The organism is Brevundimonas sp. LPMIX5 (genome assembly GCF_003576505.1).
Lineage (GTDB): Bacteria > Pseudomonadota > Alphaproteobacteria > Caulobacterales > Caulobacteraceae > Brevundimonas > Brevundimonas naejangsanensis.
On record NZ_QWTZ01000002.1, the window covers coordinates 542,788 to 560,804 of the forward strand.

At 66.5% G+C, this 18,017-nt stretch carries 17 protein-coding genes and 3 tRNA genes; 8 read left to right on the forward strand and 12 right to left on the reverse strand.

Going from position 1 to position 18,017, the window contains the following annotated elements:
- Positions 1-4: 4 nt before the first annotated feature.
- From D1604_RS03655 to D1604_RS03670, 4 genes are read left to right on the forward strand one after another with little or no spacing between them, the layout of a single operon-like run.
- Positions 5-1,558 (forward strand): exopolysaccharide biosynthesis polyprenyl glycosylphosphotransferase, encoded by a 1,554-nt coding sequence (locus D1604_RS03655; protein ID WP_119412216.1) that lies wholly within the window; start codon positions 5-7, stop codon positions 1,556-1,558.
- Positions 1,558-3,009 carry a lipopolysaccharide biosynthesis protein gene (locus D1604_RS03660; RefSeq protein ID WP_119412217.1) on the forward strand — a complete coding sequence of 484 codons (1,452 nt, stop codon included), beginning with the start codon at positions 1,558-1,560 and terminating at the stop codon, positions 3,007-3,009. The genes D1604_RS03655 and D1604_RS03660 overlap by 1 nt, the downstream gene beginning before the upstream one ends.
- On the forward strand, positions 3,006-3,938 hold the full coding sequence (locus tag D1604_RS03665; protein ID WP_119412218.1) for a glycosyltransferase family 2 protein: 933 nt from the start codon (positions 3,006-3,008) through the stop codon (positions 3,936-3,938). The genes D1604_RS03660 and D1604_RS03665 overlap by 4 nt, the downstream gene beginning before the upstream one ends.
- A complete protein-coding gene (locus tag D1604_RS03670; protein ID WP_119412219.1) occupies positions 3,935-4,888 on the forward strand; it encodes a glycosyltransferase in 954 nt (317 codons plus the stop codon). The genes D1604_RS03665 and D1604_RS03670 overlap by 4 nt, the downstream gene beginning before the upstream one ends.
- Here D1604_RS03670 and D1604_RS03675 read toward each other — a convergent pair.
- Both D1604_RS03675 and D1604_RS03680 read right to left on the reverse strand, forming a co-directional pair.
- A complete protein-coding gene (locus D1604_RS03675; RefSeq protein ID WP_024354156.1) occupies positions 4,881-5,582 on the reverse strand; it encodes a hypothetical protein in 702 nt (233 codons plus the stop codon). The genes D1604_RS03670 and D1604_RS03675 overlap by 8 nt on opposite strands.
- Positions 5,583-5,666: 84 nt before the next feature.
- Positions 5,667-7,112: a GumC family protein gene (locus D1604_RS03680; protein ID WP_024354155.1), complete on the reverse strand. Its 1,446-nt coding sequence runs from the start codon at positions 7,110-7,112 to the stop codon at positions 5,667-5,669.
- Between the two features lie 125 nt (positions 7,113-7,237).
- Between D1604_RS03680 and D1604_RS03685 the strand changes: the two genes are divergently transcribed.
- Both D1604_RS03685 and D1604_RS03690 read left to right on the forward strand, forming a co-directional pair.
- Positions 7,238-7,966, forward strand: a complete 729-nt coding sequence (locus D1604_RS03685) for a polysaccharide biosynthesis/export family protein (RefSeq protein WP_119412220.1) — start codon at positions 7,238-7,240, stop codon at positions 7,964-7,966.
- Between the two features lie 192 nt (positions 7,967-8,158).
- Positions 8,159-8,716 carry a hypothetical protein gene (locus tag D1604_RS03690; protein ID WP_119412221.1) on the forward strand — a complete coding sequence of 186 codons (558 nt, stop codon included), beginning with the start codon at positions 8,159-8,161 and terminating at the stop codon, positions 8,714-8,716.
- Between the two features lie 692 nt (positions 8,717-9,408).
- Here D1604_RS03690 and D1604_RS03700 read toward each other — a convergent pair.
- The 7 genes from D1604_RS03700 to D1604_RS03730 all read right to left on the reverse strand — a co-directional run bounded on the left by D1604_RS03700 (position 9,409) and on the right by D1604_RS03730 (position 13,658).
- Positions 9,409-9,485 (reverse strand) — tRNA-Pro (locus D1604_RS03700).
- Positions 9,486-9,553: 68 nt separating this feature from the next.
- Positions 9,554-10,030, reverse strand: a complete 477-nt coding sequence (locus D1604_RS03705) for a DUF192 domain-containing protein (RefSeq protein ID WP_373561203.1) — start codon at positions 10,028-10,030, stop codon at positions 9,554-9,556.
- Between the two features lie 24 nt (positions 10,031-10,054).
- A complete protein-coding gene (locus tag D1604_RS03710) occupies positions 10,055-10,594 on the reverse strand; it encodes a cold-shock protein (protein WP_119412224.1) in 540 nt (179 codons plus the stop codon).
- Positions 10,595-10,775: 181 nt separating this feature from the next.
- Positions 10,776-10,850 (reverse strand) — tRNA-Glu (locus D1604_RS03715).
- A gap of 183 nt (positions 10,851-11,033) precedes the next feature.
- Positions 11,034-11,108, reverse strand: a tRNA-Glu gene (locus D1604_RS03720).
- Between the two features lie 115 nt (positions 11,109-11,223).
- Entirely contained in the window at positions 11,224-13,026 is a 1,803-nt protein-coding gene (gene recJ, locus D1604_RS03725; protein WP_119412225.1) for a single-stranded-DNA-specific exonuclease RecJ, read from the reverse strand.
- 182 nt (positions 13,027-13,208) lie between these two features.
- Positions 13,209-13,658 carry a hypothetical protein gene (locus tag D1604_RS03730; RefSeq protein ID WP_233551842.1) on the reverse strand — a complete coding sequence of 150 codons (450 nt, stop codon included), beginning with the start codon at positions 13,656-13,658 and terminating at the stop codon, positions 13,209-13,211.
- Positions 13,659-13,746: 88 nt separating this feature from the next.
- On the opposite strand from D1604_RS03730, the gene phaC reads away from it, so the two are divergent.
- Both phaC and D1604_RS03740 read left to right on the forward strand, forming a co-directional pair.
- Positions 13,747-15,717, forward strand: coding sequence for a class I poly(R)-hydroxyalkanoic acid synthase (phaC, locus tag D1604_RS03735; RefSeq protein ID WP_119412227.1), 1,971 nt, complete (start codon positions 13,747-13,749; stop codon positions 15,715-15,717).
- A complete protein-coding gene (locus D1604_RS03740; protein ID WP_119412228.1) occupies positions 15,714-16,091 on the forward strand; it encodes a hypothetical protein in 378 nt (125 codons plus the stop codon). The genes phaC and D1604_RS03740 overlap by 4 nt, the downstream gene beginning before the upstream one ends.
- Before the next feature lie 19 nt (positions 16,092-16,110).
- Here the strand turns inward: D1604_RS03740 and argC are convergent, their stop codons facing one another.
- The 3 genes from argC to rpsI form a co-directional block, all read right to left on the reverse strand.
- On the reverse strand, positions 16,111-17,046 hold the full coding sequence (gene argC, locus D1604_RS03745) for an N-acetyl-gamma-glutamyl-phosphate reductase (RefSeq protein ID WP_119412442.1): 936 nt from the start codon (positions 17,044-17,046) through the stop codon (positions 16,111-16,113).
- Between the two features lie 121 nt (positions 17,047-17,167).
- Complete coding sequence (locus D1604_RS15575) at positions 17,168-17,425, reverse strand: hypothetical protein (protein ID WP_147399870.1); 258 nt, start codon at positions 17,423-17,425, stop codon at positions 17,168-17,170.
- Positions 17,426-17,528: 103 nt separating this feature from the next.
- The gene (rpsI, locus tag D1604_RS03750; RefSeq protein WP_024354145.1) at positions 17,529-18,017 is read right to left on the reverse strand and encodes a 30S ribosomal protein S9; all 489 of its coding nucleotides are present in this window, start codon (positions 18,015-18,017) and stop codon (positions 17,529-17,531) included.

Sequence of the window (18,017 nt, forward strand, 5' to 3'; positions counted from 1 at the left end):
AGAATTGGCCATCACCCCTGCTGACACCCTGGCATCCGCGACGGATGGCGCGCGCGCATCTCGCGCCGCGACGACCGAATCGCGCGCCGCGGCGCCGACAGGGCCGACCGGGCGGACGCGGCGCGGGCCGCTGCGCCCAGAAGTCTGGCTGAACACCCGTCAACGCGCGGCCGCGCGGCGGCGCGTCTTCTATTTCCGAGGCATGGACATCGTCGCCTCTTCCTTCCTGTGCTTCGTGGCCATCGACCGGCTGAACCCAGGCGGTTTGACGAAGGTCACCCTGCTCCAGGCCCTGCCGATCCTGATCGGCGCACTGGTCACCCTGGGCCTGATGCGCTCGCTGGGCCTGTATCGTTTTGACAGCAGCCGGGCGCCGGCGCGCCATCTGGCGGGGGTCGCTGTCGTGGCCGCCCTGGGCGGAGCCATCGCCTGCGCGCTGGGGCTGGTCCTGCCCGGCGAAACGCCCGTGGCCGAATACGGCTGGTGGGCGATTGCATCCACGGTGGTGGTGACCGGCCTGCACACCATCTGGCGGATGCTGGTGGCTCAATGGAGAAGCCGCGGCGACCTGACTCCCAATGTCGTCGTGGTCGGCGCCACGCGTCATGCCGAATCCCTGATCCGCGAGGCGCTGGATCGGCGCGACCTGAACATTCTGGGCGTCTTCGACGACCGCCTGGCCCGTACGCCTGACGCCCTGGCTGGAGTGCCGGTTCTAGGCGGCGCCGACGCCCTGCTGGACCATCGACTGACGCCCTATATCGACCGCGTCATCCTGGCCATCGACCCCAAGGCCGAAGAGCGGGTTCGCGCCCTGACGCGCCGGCTGGAAGTCCTGCCCATCCCGCTGACGCTTCTGGTCGACCCCAAGGGCGCCGCCCAACGCAATGAAGCGCTGGAGAAGCTGGCCTCGGCCTCCCTGCCCCTGCTGGGCGGCGCAGTGGACGGCGAGCGGCGCGCGTTCAACAAGCGGATCCTCGACATCATCCTGTCGGCGCTGGCTCTGGTCGCGCTCAGCCCGGTTCTGTTCCTGATCGGCCTGGCCGTGCGGCTGGACAGCAAGGGCCCGGCCCTGTTCCGCCAGCGCCGCCACGGATTCAACCAGGAAGAGATCGTGGTGTGGAAGTTCCGCACCATGCGTCAGGAAGCCTCCGACGCCACCGCCAGCCGCCAGGTGACCGCCGGCGATGACCGCGTGACGCGCCTTGGCAGGTTTCTGCGCGCCACCAGTCTGGATGAACTGCCGCAGTTGGTGAATGTGCTGCGCGGCGAGATGTCGCTGGTGGGGCCGCGTCCGCACGCCATCGGCATGAAGACCGGAGACGCCGAGTCGGCGCGTCTGGTCGCTGAATACGCTCACCGTCACCGCATCAAGCCGGGCATGACCGGCTGGGCCGCCATCAAGGGCTCGCGCGGGCCGCTGCATACGGCCGACGAGGTGCGCCGCCGCGTGCAGCTCGATATCGAATACATCGAGCGCCAGTCCTTCTGGCTGGATCTGTGGATCATCGCCGTGACCGTTCCCGTTCTCCTGGGCGACCGGATGGCTGTCCGCTGATGTTCTGGCGAGGGGTTTTCGGCTACCTGCCGGCCAATATCGTGCAAGGCGTGGTCGGGTTTCTGACCATCATCATCTTTACGCGCCTGCTGTCGCCCGAGGACTTCGGCCGCTACGCCCTGGCCTATTCGGTGCTGACGCTGGCCCATGTGGCGACGTTCAGTTGGCTGGAAGCCTCAATGGCCCGTTTCTGGGCGGCACAGTCCGATGAAGCGCAGATGGCCGGGCATTTCGCCAGCCTGTATCGCGCCGCCTTCCTGATCACCGCCGTCTTCGTGCCCGTCGTCGGCCTGCTGGTGTGGCTGTGGCCCATGCCGGACAGTTTCCGCCTGCCCCTGGCGGTGGCGTTGGCAGGCGTGCCGGTGCGCTGCTTCCTGAAGCTGGCGCAGGAACGGTTCCGCGCGGCGGGGAATGTCGGCCCCGCCGCCGCCATCGATATCTGGAGCGCGGTCGCCGGACTGATCTTCGGCGTCGGCCTGGCCCTGCTGGGGCTGGGGGCTGAGGCCCCGCTGGCGGGTATGCTGCTGGCGCCGCTGGCCGCCCTGCCCTTCATTCTTCCCGCTGAACTGCGCGAGGCCAGGCGCGGACGGCTGGATCGCCAAAGGCTGAAAGCCTACGCCGTCTATGGCTATCCCATCGCCGTCGGTCTGGGGCTGACCGTGGTGCTGGCGTCGACAGACCGCTTCCTGCTGGCCCTTTTCATGAACGAGGCGGCGGTCGGCGCCTATCACGCCGCCTACAGCATCGCCAATCGGACGCTGGACGTGATGTTCGTCTGGCTGGGCGCTGCGGGCGCTCCCGCCCTCGTCATGGCGCTGGAGCGCGGCGGGCGCGCAGACCTTCAGGCCGCCGCGCGAGAACAAGCCTCGACCCTGGTGCTGATCGGCCTGCCCGCCGCCGTGGGCGTAGCCCTGGTCGCGCGGCCGCTGGCCGAGTTCATGATCGGTGAAGACCTGCGCACTGTCGCCGCCTCCGTCACGCCATGGGTCGCGCTGGGCGCATTCCTGTCGGGCATGACGACCTATTATTTCGGACAGGCTTTCACGCTGGGCCGCCGCACCGGCTGGCTGTTGCTCGCCATGAGCATTCCGGCGGGCAGCAACATCATCCTGAACATCCTGCTGATCCCGCGCTTCGGCGTCATGGGCGCGGCCTGGGCGACGGCGATCAGCTTTGCACTGGGCCTGAGCGCCTCCATGACCATCGGCCGCCGCATCCTGCCGCTGCCCGTGCCGTGGAACGCGCTGGCGCGCTGCGGCCTGGCGGCCGCCGTCATGGCCGCCGCCGTGCTGTTGCTGCCGCCGATCGGAGGTTTCGCGGAACTCATGATGGACGCTGCCGTAGGCGTAGCCGTGTACGGCGTCGTCGCCTACGCCCTGAACGCCGCGGGCGTGCGCGACCTGCTGCGTCGCCTGCGCGGCTTCCTGCAGGCGCGAAAGGCGGCGGCATGAGCGTCTCGGTTCACGACAACACGGCATGGGCGGCGGCGACGCCCGCCCTGTCGGTGCTGATGCCCTTCCTGCGCGACGATCCGTCAGTGCTGCTGCGGATGCTGGACCGCGAGGCTCATGCCGTCGCAGAGCGCACCGAGTTGATCATTCTCGACGACGGCACAGCGGACCCGGCCCTGACCGCGCGACTGACCGCCCTGATCGACGCCCTGTCCCTGCCCGCCCGACTGATCACCCTGAACGCCAACGAGGGGCGCTCAAAAGGCCGCAACCGCCTGGCTGAGGCCGCGCGCGGCCGCTTCCTGCTGTTCCTGGACAGCGACATGTGCCCCGACCATCCGCGCTTCCTCAGCGACTGGGTCGATCTGGCGATGAAGGATGACCCGGCCGTGGCCTTTGGCGGGTTCTCCTTGCTTCAGGCGCCGAGCGACGCGCGCTTCGCCGTCCATCGCCAGATGGCCGCGCGCTCCGACTGCATCTCCGCCGATCAGAGGGCGCTGCAGCCGGAAAAATACGTCTTCACCTCCAACCTTCTGGTGCGCCGGGACGTGTTCGACACCGAGAGCTTCGACGCCGGTTTCAGCGGCTGGGGCTGGGAGGATGTCGAATGGGCCATGCGCGTGTCGCGCCGGTTCACGGTTACGCACATCGACAATCCGGCCACCCACATGGGTCTGGACACGGTCGAGGCCCTGGCCGCCAAATATGAGCAGTCGGCGCCCAATTTCGCCCGCGTGGCCGCCCGGCACCCTGACTTCGTCGCCGCCTATCCCAGCTATCGCGTGGCGAAAAAGCTGAAGGCCGTGCCCGGCCTGCGCCTGATCCGGCCTCTGTTCAAACAGGCGGCCCGCATCGGCCTGCTGCCCCCCGCCGTACGCGGCCTCAGCCTGCGGCTGTATCGCGCCGCCCTCTATGCCGAGGCGATATGAGCAACCCTGACGTCGCCGTCGTCATTCCGACCCTGCGTCGTCCGGACGAACTGACCCGCGCCCTGCGCTCGATCTTCGCTCAGCAGGGTTCCGAGAGCCGTCTGCGCGAAATCATCGTCGCCGACAACGACCCCGAGGCCAGCGCGCGCGCGACGGTCGAGGCGTTGAAGGGCGAATCGCCGGTCCCCCTGATCTGGACCCATGCGCCGCGCCCCGGCGTCGCCACCGCGCGCAACACAGGCCTTTCCGCCACCCAGGCGCCGCTGATCGCCTTTCTCGACGATGACGAGGCCGCCAGCCCCGGCTGGTTGGCCTCCCTGTTGCGCGGTCAGGCGGTGACCGGCGCCGACGCCGTGTTCGGCCCGATCCAGGGTCGTGTGCCCGACGATACCGGCTGGACGACGGCCTATCTGGAGCACTTCTTCGGTCGCGACGGACCTGAAGGCGATCAGCTGATCGACGAGCCCTACGGCTGCGGCAATTCGCTTCTGGTGCGCGCCACCGCCCTGCCCGGCGAGGCGCCCTTCCACGTCGGATCGGATCAGATCGGCGGCGAGGACGATGTCCTGTTCGCCGCCTTGAAGGCGCGCGGCGGCCGCTTCGGCTGGGCGGCCGACGCCTGGGTGGACGAGTTCGCTCCCCCGCATCGGGCCACCCTGCGCTACGCCCTGACCCGCGCCTTCGCCTATGGCCAGGGCCCCAGCCAGACAGCCGCCGAAGCGCGCGACTGGCTGGGCGTCGGCCGTTGGATGGCCATCGGCGCGCTCCAGACGTTGGTCTGGGGCGCAGCAGCCCTCGCCCTGACCATTATGGGCCGCGCCAGCCGCGCCCAGATGGCCGACCGCGCCGCACGCGGTCTGGGCAAGATCATGTGGATGACGGGGTTCGAGCCGCGCTTCTATGGCCAGAGCGAACTGGACCGCCTGAACCGGTTGAGCCGGTCTAGCTGAAGAACCGCTTCAGCAGTTTGGGCGGACTCCAGGTCGAGCGGTTCATCACCAGACCCGCGACACGGCCCCCGGCGGCGTCGATCTCCTCGCGCAGGGCGGCAGGTGCGGCCGCGCCAGTGCTGTCCGCCGCCACCACCATCACCGTTGAGTCCGCCAGCGGCGCCAGCGTCAGGGCCATGTCGCTACGGTCCGCCGCCGGGGCGTCGATCACCACGGTGTCGGCATGCGCCCGCAGCCGGGTCCAATAGCGCGGATCATCGACCGCCTCGACCCGCTGACCTGCGCGCAGCAGCTCCATATGGAAGCGGGTGACATACAGCCGCCCTCCCAGACAGGCCTTGGCCGTCAGGATGCGTCCCGGCGCAGCGGGCTTGCCGTCACGGCCGCGCAACGGCGGTGACACGGCGTAGAAGGCCGATCCGTCCGGCGACGCCCGCACAGACGACCCCAGGCGCCCGAACCGGTCCGGCTCGGCGGCGATCTGTTCCATCTGCCCCTGCTGCGACAGGTCGCCGTCGATCAGCCAAACCGAACGGCGTCCACGCACGGCGGCCATACGGGCGAACTCTCGCGCCACCGTCGAGACGCCTTCGCCCGATGTCGCGGCGGCGAACAGGATCACGCGGCCGCGATGCGCCGGGGCCGGCCCCAGCGCAGCCCACAGGCCAGCCATCTCTGTCGTCAGATCGACCATGCGAATCGGTTACGCGCGCGCCATTTGGCGCAACCTAGCACGAGCCGTCCGCCGGTCATCGCCGCGTATCAGCGTCATACGCGCTCAGGCGCTCTTGGCCGGCGCCACGGCCAGCACCGGCGCATTGAGGGTGCGGCTCAGGGTCGCGGGCATGGCGAATCCCGGCCGCAGCAGCACCCGCAGCAGGCCGACGCACAGGGCGGTGAAGCCGGCGAACAGGAAGACGGCGATCATCAGCGGCGCCTTCAGGCTCTTGCCCTTCGACGGCGGCTGGGCGCGCTCGATGACGGTGACGTTATCGGCGCCCGCCTTGACCAGTTCGTTGTCGGCGCGGCTCTGGGTCTCGCGCTGCTGGAACTCGCGGATCGAGGCGGTCAGCACCTCGCGGTTGCCCGCCAGGGTCGAGTTGCGCGACTCCAGTTCGGTCAGGCGCGACTGACGCGCGCGCAGGTCCGACAGTTGCCGATCCAGCACGGCCAAGCGCGCCGCCAGCGAGTCCCTCTCGGCCTGGGCGTTGATGCGGGTGGTCTCCAGCTCGACCCAGATCGGGTTCGGTCCCGTGCGGACCTCCTTGGCGCCGACCGCCGTGCCGGTGCCGACATAGGTCTGGAGCTGGGCGATCTTGGCGTCGATCTCGCGCACCGGCTGGGCGTCGGCCTGATAGCGGGCCAGCAGGCTCTCACGCTCGGTGCGCAGTTGTAGGATCAGATCCTGGGCCGAGACGTTCAGATCCTTGTACAGGGCCACCTCCGACGGTGTCCGCGACAACTGGCTGACGAGGGTCGACAGGCGCTGCGACGCCTGTTGCAATTGGGCCTGAACGCCCATCCGCTCGGTGAAGATCGACTGATAGGTGCTGGCGACCGTCGCCCGAGCCGTGGCGAAATCGCCGATGTTATTGGTGCGCAGGAAGTCTTCATAAGCGCGGTCAGCGTCGCCCAGCTCATCTTCGAACGTCTGGCGCTGAGTGCGGATCGCCGCCGTCGCGCGGTCCTGGAAGACCTCGCGGCGATAAGTCAGATACTGGTCAATGACAGTGTTCAGGACCCGCGCCGACTTGGCCGGATCATCGCTCTTATAGCTCAGGCCGATCACCGGGCTCAACGGCGTCACCTCGACGCCCAGACCGCTGGCGACCGCGCGAACCGCCGAGGCCTCGCGGCGGGCCGGATCAGCGGGCGGGGGCGCATCGGGGCTCTGGAAGCTCTCGACGCCCAGGGCGCGCACCACGCGGCGCTTGACCTCCAGACTGTTCAGAATGGCGGCTTCGGATTGAGCCACCTCGGCGGCCGAAGGGGGCATAGCCCGCTCGCCCAGACCGACGCGCGGCTGGTAGACATATTCCTGGCCCACGCCGACAAACAGGCTGGCTCCGGCCGTGTAGGTCTTCTTCATCGTCATCACGACAGCGGCGCCGATGCCGAAGAGCACCGCGAAGATGACGATCATCAACAGCAGCTCCCGGAACAGCAGGGCCACGACGTCCATGACGCCGTACCGGGGACGGGTTGCTGTGACGTGCGAACGCATACGGGCCGGATTATCCACCAGTGTCAGACCGGGACACCTTGAAGCGTTGGCGTTAACCGGCCGTTACCCATAAGGCGTCAACTTGGAGGAACTTCAGTTTCGCAATCGATCGGACCCGGCCGCTCATGGACGTTGATCGCCGCCTGCTTCTTCTGGCGCTGGGCGCCGGCCTGACCGGCTGCGCGGCCGGCGGTCGCAACGGCGGGTCAGCCGCCCTGCCCCGTCCCCAGACGGTGGCGGACCTGCCGCGCGACCTGCCCTTTGCGCCGTGGACCGATATCGAACCTGAATACCGCCTCTACGCCGGAGACGAGATCGAGGTCGCCCTGCCCACCGCGACCGAACTGACTCGCCAGTTGAAGATCGGCCCGGACGGACGGGTTTCGTTGCCGCTCGTCGGACATGTGACCGCCGCCGAGCGCAGCCTATCGGAGCTTGAGGGCGACATCTCGGCCGGTTACGCCCCTCACCTCCTGCGCCCCGAGGTCGAGGTGACGTTGCGCCAGGCCGGTCCGCTCAAGGTCTGGATCGACGGCGAGGTCCGCAATCCCGGCATGTTCGACATGCCGGGCCAGATCGACGCCTATCAGGCCCTGATCATGGCGGGCGGCGTCCTGCCGACATCCAACGCCCGCAACTGCGCCCTGATCCGACGCGGACCGGGCGATCTGCGCATGCTGAAGGTGCTGGACCTGCGCGCGCCGCGCGGCGAAATTCTGCCCTTACGTCGCGGCGACATCATCTTCGTTCCGCGCTCGACGCTGGGCGAACTGGCGGCCTTCTTCACCCAGTTCCGCGCCGCCCTGCCGATCGGCTTCTCCTACGCCATCAACGGCGGCTACGCCTCGACGTAATGTGGGTCAGAGCGATGCGGCGATAAGTGAAGCCGCGTCATCGTCCATATGGATCGCGAACCCCGTGTCTTACAGGCCGAAGCGAACTTCGCTTCACGACCCATTGCGGGCATTCGATAGCATTGCTTGCTGACACCAATTCCACCGATACAGTAGTAGTGGGCTTGGCCTTGAAGGTAGGGATTTGAGACCATGGGCGTTCACCCCACAGGCGGTCTGGCAGATGCGTTGATTTCATGCGGCATCAACCCGGAAGACGTAAAGGTAGAATGGGATGACGTCTGCCAAGAGGACGTCCTCATCTTTTCAACAGCCCACATCCCAGATGCGGTGCTGACTGACCTCGCCGATTTATATCTGTCGTTTTCAAGCCGCTTCGTGTTCGCATCGGAAGACCTCGAAAAGGCTTTTCAAAGCATGGTTTCAAAGTCGCCCAGATTGGTCGCGCTACGAGATCAGGCACTCAATCAGCAACACGAATGGCTCAAGACGCGGGCCCTATCAGCCTTTCCGCAGTTCGATCCTGGGAGCGAGAGTGTGAGCGATTTTGCCGCCCGCGTCGAAATCGCGTGCGACGCCGAACGGGGCGACCTGCTTTCGGTGAAGGGCAACGACGCAGTTTCCGTCCATCCACGAGACCCCAGCAAACTCACGCTGGATCGCATGAGAACGCTGATGGCTCTCTTGGAGACATGCGCTCCTAACCTTCCCTATTTCATAATGGGAGAGGATCTGGGTGATGACGGCTAACCACCTTGTGCAGTCGCTGTGAACGGCCGCTCTCGGGCTGTCTGGTCAAGATCCGGTTTCAGGCATGATGCCTAGGACTGAAACGGACCCTTAAGCGAACTTCGCGTCACGACCCGTTGCAGACATTCGCGGGTCATCCGAAGTTAGCATTATGGTCCCTCCTGCGAACCAATATTTGGCTCCGGCCATCGCGATATTCGCCGTGCTGGCAGTCACCTTCGCCGGCTTCGGAGGCTTGGCAGCGACCAAGTCTCACCGCAACTTGTTTGCGGCTGGCGCCAGCTTCTGGCTGCTCATGCTGCTCGTTCCCTGGATTTTCATGTCGACTAGAGATTGGTCGCAGACAACCCAGTCTGCTGTGTCGGCAGCCCATGGTGGCCTTGCCGGACTGTGCGTCAGTCTGTGTTTCGCGCCAGGTGCGGGGTGGATGGCTCTCCTCGCCCATTTGGCTGCTGGTGCTGCTATTGGCTTTGCGAGCCACTGGCTTCGGCTCATCCGCCACGGAGCACTCTGGCGTGACGACTGAGGATAGGACCGACTGAACGAACTTCCGGTTTCCACCCATAGATCAAGTTGAAAGGGTCTGTTTTGGGGAAACCAAAACCAGCGCCGATCGAGAAAACCGATTGAGAGGCAGCGTTTGCGCGCGTGGACGCGTGTAAAACTCATCCAGCCCAAAAGGGCTTAAACCGTGGTCGGGGCGAGAGGATTCGAACCTCCGACCCTCTGGTCCCAAACCAGATGCGCTACCAGGCTGCGCCACACCCCGGACCGACGGAGCGCTCTCATGGCACGTCGGCGGCGACGCCGCAACGGCCTAAGCGGCGCCTTAGTCGGTCAAGGGCGAAAGAAAGGGTGTTTCACCGTGTCGCCCGGCTTGGCGCCGATCTCGTCCGCCCGTCCCGCACGCAGTTCCAGCACCCCGTTGGCTGCGCCGTTCGAGGGAATCGGCGCCTCTGAGTTCGGCGTCGTGTGGCTGGCGATGGAGACGATGCGGCCGCGCGGATCGATGTAGAGGATGTCCAGCGAACTGGGCGTGTTCTTCATCCAGAAGCTCTGCTCGGACGCCGCCGGAAACTGGAACAGCATTCCGCGATCGTCTTCCAGCGGCGGGCGGAACATCAGGCCCCGCGCGCGTTCGGCGTCGTCGTCCGCGATTTCCACCATGAATTTGTGCTCGCCCGTCGATGTAACGATGGACAGGGCCTCAAGCGGTCGCCCCGCGCCATCCATCGGCCCGGTGCGCGCGCAGGCCGAAGCCGTCACGGCGATCCCCAGGGCCGCCCCCAGAGCCAAACGGCGGGTAAGGTTCATCATCATCGTCCCTTACGGACGAACTCAACCGCCCGGTCTGATATCAGCCACCACGAGGCCCTTGGGACCTTCGGCGAAGCGAACGCTGACCGGATCGCCCGGCAGCAGGTCGTCCAGGCCGCAGCGTCGCAGCGTCTCGACGTGAACGAAGATATCGCCATCCTGGCCGTCACGCACCACGAATCCATAGCCCTTGGTGCGATTGAACCATTTGACCACAGCCGCTTCCAGCGGCGTGTCAGCAGAGAAAGCCTGACCAATGGACGAGGGCCGGATGCTTTCCCGGCGCGTCACAGGCGCCGCCACGGCCGCATCCAGATCAACGACCGTCACGACCTGCCAGCCCTTGGTCCGCTTGGCGCATTCGCAGGTGATGGCCGCGCCCTCGCCCGCCAGTTCGTGCCCGGCCTGGCGCAGGCTGGTGACATGAAGCAGGACATCACGAGATTCAGTCAGAGCCGGATCGTCAGGAACGATGAAGCCGTATCCCTTGCCCGCGTCGAACCATTTGACCTTGCCCGCGACCTTTACGGTCTCAAGCGTATCGCTCTCTTCGAAACTCATCACCTAACACCCCCGCCCGAACACACCGGGACAGTCACCATAACACGGGTACACCAAGATTGGCAATCTCGCCGCCCATTTTACGCCACATTATTGTCAAGAACGCAAGGCGGCGCGCAACTGCGCGTTGCAATGACGCGCTGAAGGATTTTGACGATGTCGGGGGAGATAAAACTCCGCGTGGCAGTCCCTAGGGGAATCGAACCCCTCTTTTCAGGTTGAAAACCTGACGTCCTAACCGATAGACGAAGGGACCGCTGCGCGGAGGAGCGGCCTGATAGCCGTCCCTTTTCGGCGACGCAAGAGGCTGCTGCGCGCTTTTTCAAAAAAACGGCAAGTCGACCGTCCGGCGCGGATCGGCGCGTACGAAACAAGTGCGCAGACGCGCGAAGTCACGGCGGTGAAACAGCTTGAATTGTCGGGGGAGATAAACTCCGCGTGGCAGTCCCTAGGGGAATCGAACCCCTCTTTCCAGGTTGAAAACCTGGCGTCCTAACCGATAGACGAAGGGACCGCTGCGCGGAGGACCGTGTAGATAGCCGCCGATTCCGCCTATGGCAAGCTCGGCGAAGCGGATTTATGCGACTTTTTCAAAGACCTGCGTCGTTTCACGGCCAAGGCTGACGGTTTCAGACCATGCGCGGATCGGCGACGTCCTCGATCTCGAACTGGACGCCGCGACGGCCGTTCCAATCGTCGGCTTTCAAGCGGCCCGCCAGGTTCAACCCGCCCTGCCCCGCCAGCAGCGCCTTGCCCGTCGGCAGATCGGCGCAGCGCCAGGCGATGGCCCGCACCGAGGCGCCGTCCGGCCCGACCAGACGGCACCGCACATGCCCCCCATTCATCGCTACCGGCTCGCGCGCCTGAACGCCCTCCAGCGCGAACAGGGGTTCAGGGTTGGCGGGACCATAGGGCGCCAGTTGCTCGAACGCATCGAACAGATCGCGGGTGGCGGCGCGTGGATCGATCAGGGCGTCGATCTCGACCCAGTCCTGAGCCACCGCCTCGACGCGCTCGGCCGACAGGCGGTCGTTGAGGAAGGCGCGCAGTTCGTCGATGCGGTCGACCGCGATCGTCAGCCCCGCCGCCATGGCGTGACCGCCGCCCGCGATCAGCAGCCCCTCGTTCCACGCCGCCTGCACCGCTCGGCCCAGATTCATGCCCGGCTGTGACCGACCCGAGCCCTTGCCCACGCCATTGATGGCGTCGACGCCGATGACGATGACCGGCTTCCTCCAGCGTTCGCGCAGGCGCCCGGCGACAATGCCGACCACGCCGGGGTGCCAGTCTTCGCCGCTGACAACTACGGCGGCGCTGTCGTCGGCATGGGCGCCGATCGCCTCGACGCGGCGGACGGCCTGTTCCGTGACTTCGGCCTCGACCTCGCGCCGTGCGAGGTTCAGGGCGTCCAGTTCCTGGGCCAGCAACCTCGCCTCGTCGGCGTCATCGGTGGACAGCAGGCGCGCGCCCAGGTCCGACTTGCCGATCCGGCCGCCCGCATTGATGCGCGGACCGAGGATGAAGCCCGCGTGGTTGGTCTTGGCCGGCCCCGGCTCAGCGCCCGCCGCCGCCAGCAGGGCGCGCAGGCCCGGATTGCGCCAGTGCGACATCACCCCCAGCCCCAGACTGGTCAGGGCGCGGTTGAAGCCCGTCAGGCCCGTCACGTCGCAGATAGCGCCCATGGCGGCCAGGTCCAGCCACTGACGGATGTCCGGCTCGGTCTTTCCCTCGAACAGGCCGCGCCCGCGCGCCTCGCGGTTCAGGGCGGCCAGCAGAACGAAGACCACGCCCGCCGCCGCCAGATTCCCCTGCCCCGAGTTGCAGCCCGGACGGTTCGGATTGACCACGGCGAGGCAGGCGGGCGGCTCCTCGCGCATCATGTGGTGATCGATGACCACGACCTTCAGGCCGATGGCCGCCGCATGGGCCACCGCCTCATTGGCGGCCGCCCCGCAGTCGACGGTGATGACCAGATCGGCGCCGCGCGCCTTCAGCGTGTCGAAGGCGCGCGCGCTGGGGCCGTAGCCTTCAGTCAGGCGATCCGGCACATAGATGGGAAGGTCCGCGCCCAACGCCCGGAACCAGCGCACCAGCAGGGCCGCGCTGGACGCCCCGTCCACATCGTAATCGGCGAAGACATGGATTCTGGCGCCGCCCTGCAAGGCATCGACGATCGCGGCGGCTGCGGCGTCCATGTCCATGAAGCTGGACGGATCGGGAAACAGCGCCTTCAGGGTCGGTTTCAGGAAGTCGGCGCCCTGATCCGCCGCTACGCCACGCGCCGACAAGGCGCGGGCCATCACCTCGTCCAGCCCCAGCGCCTGCATATGGGCGCGGGTCGTCGCCGCTTCGGCCGGACGCTGCCGCCACGCCCGCCCCGACAGAGAGCGGCTGACGCCCAGAAAGGCGGACGCGCCGTAACCGTCCGCCATCAGAAGGTCCGTCCGACGAAAAAAGCGGCGATGAAGACAGAACGGGCCATGCGGACCTTTGCAGCAGATTCGAGCGACGGCCCTGCGGCCGAAGCGTTCAGGATCGCGGGATTCGAGACTGGACGCGATCTGCGCGCCTCATGCCTATTAAATCGCGGCTGCGTCCAAGGCGGTCGTGCGCCTCAGAAACGCGGGCGGTCGATAGGCGGCGGCGGCGTGGCGCGACGGCGCAACTCCTCGGCGTAGGCTTCGACCTCCTGCGCCGTCTTCAGCGTCTGGGGCGACATCTGGCTGGCGTCCAGGCGACGATTGATCTCGGCGAGAAACGCAGCCGGGTCGCTGTTCAGCGTCCAGTCGATACGGGCCATCTCGGCCGCCAGAGCAGCGCTGCGGCCTTGCAGGCGTCCCACATCGGCGGCGATTTCAGTCGGCGGCGGCAAGGGCGTACTGCTGCGCGGGAAATCGGCCCAGCGCGGATATTGGCGATTCTCATCGACCAGTTGCTGGATGCGGGGCGCCAACGGCGAGGTCGGGTCGGTTTTCGGCTCGAAAGCCCCGACGCAGCCGCCCAAAATCAGCGCTGAACCGAGGGTCGCCCCCCAGGCCGCCGTCCATCCCGTCTTTTTCAGCATAAGCGCGTTCATTTCCGTCACTGACATATGCCATCATCGCGTCGGGAGGAAGGCGCGCGCATTCGCTCGTCCCCAACGGAGATTCGCCATGGCCAAGCGCCCGACCAAGGCCCCGCTCCAGCAGACAGCGCCCGCCGAGGCGCCCGCGCCGCGCAAGGCTGGCCGCCCGACCTCGGCCAAGCCGCGCGCCAGGAAGGCCGCTGCACCGCCTGAACAGCCGCAACCGGCGCCCGCCCCGGAACCGACGCCGCAGGACGAAGCCCCCTCCTCCGCGCCCGACTTCATGGCCTTCAGCGCCGAACAGCGTCAGCAGTTGGAGACCCTGTCGTTGAACCTCGCCAAGGCGGCGATGATGGCTCAGACGGCGGTGGCCGAGGCGGCTCTATCGCAGGCCGACCGCCCCGCCGCCCTGTCGCCCGACCCGTTCAATGTGGCCCCGGCCATGTCCTCGGTCATGACCAGTCTGGCCGCCCGCCCCGAAAAGCTGTTTCAGGCCCAGGCCGACCTGTTCGGCCGCTATATGGAGCTGTGGTCGACCACGACCCGCCGGGCGATGGGTGAGACGGTCGACAGCCCCGCCCCGTCCGACAAGCGGTTCCGCGACCCTGCGTGGTCCGAGAACCCCATGTTCGACATGATGCGCCAGTCCTATCTGGCCACCTCGGACTGGATGAACAGCCTGGTCTCCAGCGTCGAGGACGTGGACCCGCGCGTGAAACGCCGGGCCGAGTTCTTCACCCGCCTGCTGACTGACGCCTTCTCGCCCGCCAACTTCTTGGCGTCCAATCCCGTGGCGCTGAAGGCCCTGGCCGAAACGAGCGGCGAATCCCTGGTGCGCGGGATGCAGAACTTCGCCGCCGATCTGGAGCGCGGCGCCGGGTCGCTGAAGATCAGTCAGGCCGATTATGGCCGCTTCGTCCTAGGCGAAAACGTCGCCACGGCGCCGGGCCAGGTCGTCTGGCGCGACGAACTGTTCGAACTGATCCAGTACGACGCCGCGACGGATCAGCAGCACGCCGCCCCGCTGCTGATCTTCCCGCCGTGGATCAACAAATTCTACATCATGGACCTGCAGCCGGCGAACTCCCTGATCCGCTGGCTGAGCGCGCAGGGCTTCACCGTCTTCGTCTGCTCGTGGGTCAACCCGGACCGCGACAAGGCTGAGTTCGGCCTCGACGACTATATGAAGAAGGGCGTCTATCGCGCCGTCGAAAAGACGCTGGAGCAGACCGACCAGAAACATCTGAACGCCGTCGGCTACTGCATCGGCGGCACCATGCTGGGCGCCACCCTGGCGCACATGGCGGCCAAGGGGGACGACCGCGTCGCCTCGGCCACCTTCTTCGCCGCCCAGCACGACTTCGCCGAGGCGGGCGACCTGCTGCTGTTCACCGACGAGCACTGGCTGGCCGAGATCGAGCGGCTGATGGACGAGGCGGGCGGCGTCCTGCCCGGCACGGCGATGGCCGACACCTTCAACGCCTTGCGCGCCAATGACCTGATCTGGTCCTTCTTCGTGTCCAATTATCTGATGGGCAAGGCGCCGCCCGCCTTCGACCTTCTGGCGTGGAACGCCGACCAGACGCGGATGCCCAAGCGGCTTCACCTGCAATACCTGCGCCTGATGTACGGCCAGAACGCCCTGGCGAAGGGCGAACTGAAGATCGACGGCGAGGCCATCGACCTGTCGAAGGTCCGCATCCCCCTCTACTTCCAGGCCAGCCGCGAGGATCACATCGCACCGATGAACTCGGTCTATCGCTCGGCGCGGCTGTTCGGCGGGCCGGTGACCTATACGCTGGCCGGATCGGGCCACATCGCCGGGGTCATCAACCCGCCGTCCGCCAACAAGTATCAGCACTGGGTCAACGCCGCCCTTCCCGAAACGCTTGAGGAATGGCAAGCGGAGGCGCAGTTGCATCCAGGCAGTTGGTGGTCGCACTGGGCCGATTGGCTGGGCGCGAAGTCGGGCGAGAAAATCTCCGCTCGCGATCCTGAAACCGGGCCGCTGAAGCCTATCGAACCGGCGCCCGGCGCCTATGTGAAAGTGAAGTCTTGAAGCGTATCGAGCCCAACCTGCTGCTGGCCGTCGCCACGGCCATTCCGCTGATCCTGCTGATCGCCACGGCGACCCTGTTCGGAACGCCGGGCCAACTGGTGAAATATCTGGCGATTGCGATCGTCGTGCCCGCGGCTTTCGTGCCGCTGAACGGCATGATGGCGAGACGGATGGGAATGCAGCGTCCGCCGATGATCCATCCCAACGCCGCCTCGACCGCCGTCTGGGCCAGCCTGTTTCCGGCGTTGATCATCCTGGCGGCGGGCGTGCCGTTGGTCTTCCCCGGACACGATTACGGCCTGCTGATCATCATCGCCGCCGTCTTCTTCGGCGGGACGGTGGAGTCGGCGGTCAAGGCGGCGCGGGCGCGCTGATCGTGCGCGCCGGCCGGCCTCACTTGAGGCCGGTCGCCTCGTCCAGACCCAGCATGATGTTCAGGTTCTGGACCGCCGCGCCCGAGGCGCCCTTACCCAAATTGTCCAGCAGGGCGACCAGACGCGCCTGTTCGCCCCCGCGATCGCCGAAGATGTGCAGGCGCATACGGTTGGTGCCGTTCAGGCCCTCAGGCTCTATGCCGGTCATGGCTTCGGTCTCGTCGATCTCGGCGACCTCTACGAAACGCTGCCCCTCATAAGCTTCGGCCAAAGCGCCGTGCAGCCGCTCGACCGAAGGCGTTTCAGGCAGGGCCGACAGGTGCAGCGGGACCTCGACCAGCATCCCCTGACGATAATTCCCCACGGCGGGTGAGAACAGCACCGGGCGGGACAGGCCCGCGTGCTTCGTCATTTCCGGCACGTGCTTGTGCTTCAGCGTCAGGCCATAGGCGCGGAAGGCGGTGGATGCGCCCTCAGTTTCAAACTCGGCGATCATGGCCTTGCCGCCGCCGGAATAGCCGGACACCGCATTGATCGTGACGGGCCAGTCGGCCGGGACCAGTCCCGCCCTCACCAAGGGTTGCATCAGGCCGATGAAGCCGGTCGGATAGCAGCCAGGGTTCGACACGCGCGTCGAGGCGGCGATGGCCGCGCGCTGGTCCGCATCCATCTCGGCGAAGCCATAGGTCCAGCCGTCCGCCACGCGATAGGCGGTCGAGGCGTCGATGACCCGCACCTTGGGATTCTCGATCATCGATACGGCTTCCTTCGCCGCATCGTCAGGCAGGCACAGGATGACCGCATCGGCGCTGTTCAGCGCCTCGCGCCGCGCCTCGACATTGCGACGACGGTCGCCCAGCAGCATCAGTTCCAGATCGCCGCGCGCCTCCAGACGCTCGCGGATCTCCAGCCCCGTGGTTCCGGCCTCGCCGTCAATGAAGATGGTGTGGGTCATGCGCATCTCCTGCCCTTCTCCCCTTGTGGGAGAAGGTGGCCCGTCAGGGCCGGATGAGGGGTCAGACGAACCCCGAGAATTCAGCAGATTTGAGACGCTAGCTCAAATTGTTAGGTCGAGATCAAACGGCGCTTCTCTCGCGCGCCACTTGTCGCGCCTCAATCAAAAGATCGCGTATTCGACGCTCGCCATCGGCATTCACTGGTAAGTCGATGTTCGCTGCGGCAGCACGGATCGCTTCGAGTGCAGGATCTGCAATATCCACCGAAATGAAGTCGTCCCAATCATAAGGGGCGCCACGATTCTCGAGAAAGTTTGACAAGCAGGAGACAACGTCTTCCGGCGCCCGCTGCACTTTCCCTGAAAAAACACGCGCCATTATTTTCACCCAAGAAATCTACATTGCGCTCAAAAAAGAAAAAAAGCGCCCCGGGTTTCCCCGAAGCGCCCTTTGTATTCCCAGTCGCGGGTTCGCGACCGACTTAGCGCTTCGAGAACTGGAAGGACTTGCGCGCCTTGGCGCGGCCGTACTTCTTACGCTCGACGACGCGGCTGTCGCGGGTCAGGAAGCCGTGCGGCTTCAGAACCTTGCGCAGTTCCGGCTCGTAGTGGGTCAGGGCGTGCGACAGGCCGTGGCGGATGGCGCCGGCCTGGCCCGACAGGCCCGAACCTTCAACGGTGCAGATCACGTCGTACTGGGTGGCGCGGTCCGAGACGTTCAGCGGCTGGGCGACCATCATCTGCAGCACGGGGCGAGCGAAATACGCAGCCACGTCCTTGCCGTTGACGGTGATCTTGCCGGTGCCGCGCTTCACCCACACGCGGGCGATGGCGTTCTTGCGCTTGCCGGTCGAGTACGAACGGCCCAGGGCGTCGATCTTCGGCTCGCGGACGATTTCCTCGGCAGCAGCGGTGCCCAGGCCCTTCAGGGCGTCAAAACCGGCGGCGGTGTCTTGAGTCACGTCGGTCAT

Excerpts from the sequence above, each read along its gene's own strand:
- D1604_RS03710 (WP_119412224.1), bottom strand. The coding sequence starts at position 10,594 with ATGAGTTTCGAAGAGAGCGATACGCTTGAGACCGTAAAGGTCGCGGGC.
- phaC (WP_119412227.1), top strand. The coding sequence starts at position 13,747 with ATGGCCAAGCGCCCGACCAAGGCCCCGCTCCAGCAGACAGCGCCCGCC.
- D1604_RS03690 (WP_119412221.1), top strand. The coding sequence starts at position 8,159 with ATGGGCGTTCACCCCACAGGCGGTCTGGCAGATGCGTTGATTTCATGC.
- D1604_RS15575 (WP_147399870.1), bottom strand. The coding sequence starts at position 17,425 with ATGGCGCGTGTTTTTTCAGGGAAAGTGCAGCGGGCGCCGGAAGACGTT.
- D1604_RS03685 (WP_119412220.1), top strand. The coding sequence starts at position 7,238 with ATGGACGTTGATCGCCGCCTGCTTCTTCTGGCGCTGGGCGCCGGCCTG.
- D1604_RS03665 (WP_119412218.1), top strand. The coding sequence starts at position 3,006 with ATGAGCGTCTCGGTTCACGACAACACGGCATGGGCGGCGGCGACGCCC.
- D1604_RS03675 (WP_024354156.1), bottom strand. The coding sequence starts at position 5,582 with ATGGTCGATCTGACGACAGAGATGGCTGGCCTGTGGGCTGCGCTGGGG.
- argC (WP_119412442.1), bottom strand. The coding sequence starts at position 17,046 with ATGACCCACACCATCTTCATTGACGGCGAGGCCGGAACCACGGGGCTG.
- rpsI (WP_024354145.1), bottom strand. The coding sequence starts at position 18,017 with ATGACCGACGTGACTCAAGACACCGCCGCCGGTTTTGACGCCCTGAAG.
- D1604_RS03705 (WP_373561203.1), bottom strand. The coding sequence starts at position 10,030 with ATGAACCTTACCCGCCGTTTGGCTCTGGGGGCGGCCCTGGGGATCGCC.
- recJ (WP_119412225.1), bottom strand. The coding sequence starts at position 13,026 with ATGGCGGACGGTTACGGCGCGTCCGCCTTTCTGGGCGTCAGCCGCTCT.
- D1604_RS03670 (WP_119412219.1), top strand. The coding sequence starts at position 3,935 with ATGAGCAACCCTGACGTCGCCGTCGTCATTCCGACCCTGCGTCGTCCG.
- D1604_RS03730 (WP_233551842.1), bottom strand. The coding sequence starts at position 13,658 with ATGCTGAAAAAGACGGGATGGACGGCGGCCTGGGGGGCGACCCTCGGT.
- D1604_RS03680 (WP_024354155.1), bottom strand. The coding sequence starts at position 7,112 with ATGCGTTCGCACGTCACAGCAACCCGTCCCCGGTACGGCGTCATGGAC.
- D1604_RS03660 (WP_119412217.1), top strand. The coding sequence starts at position 1,558 with ATGTTCTGGCGAGGGGTTTTCGGCTACCTGCCGGCCAATATCGTGCAA.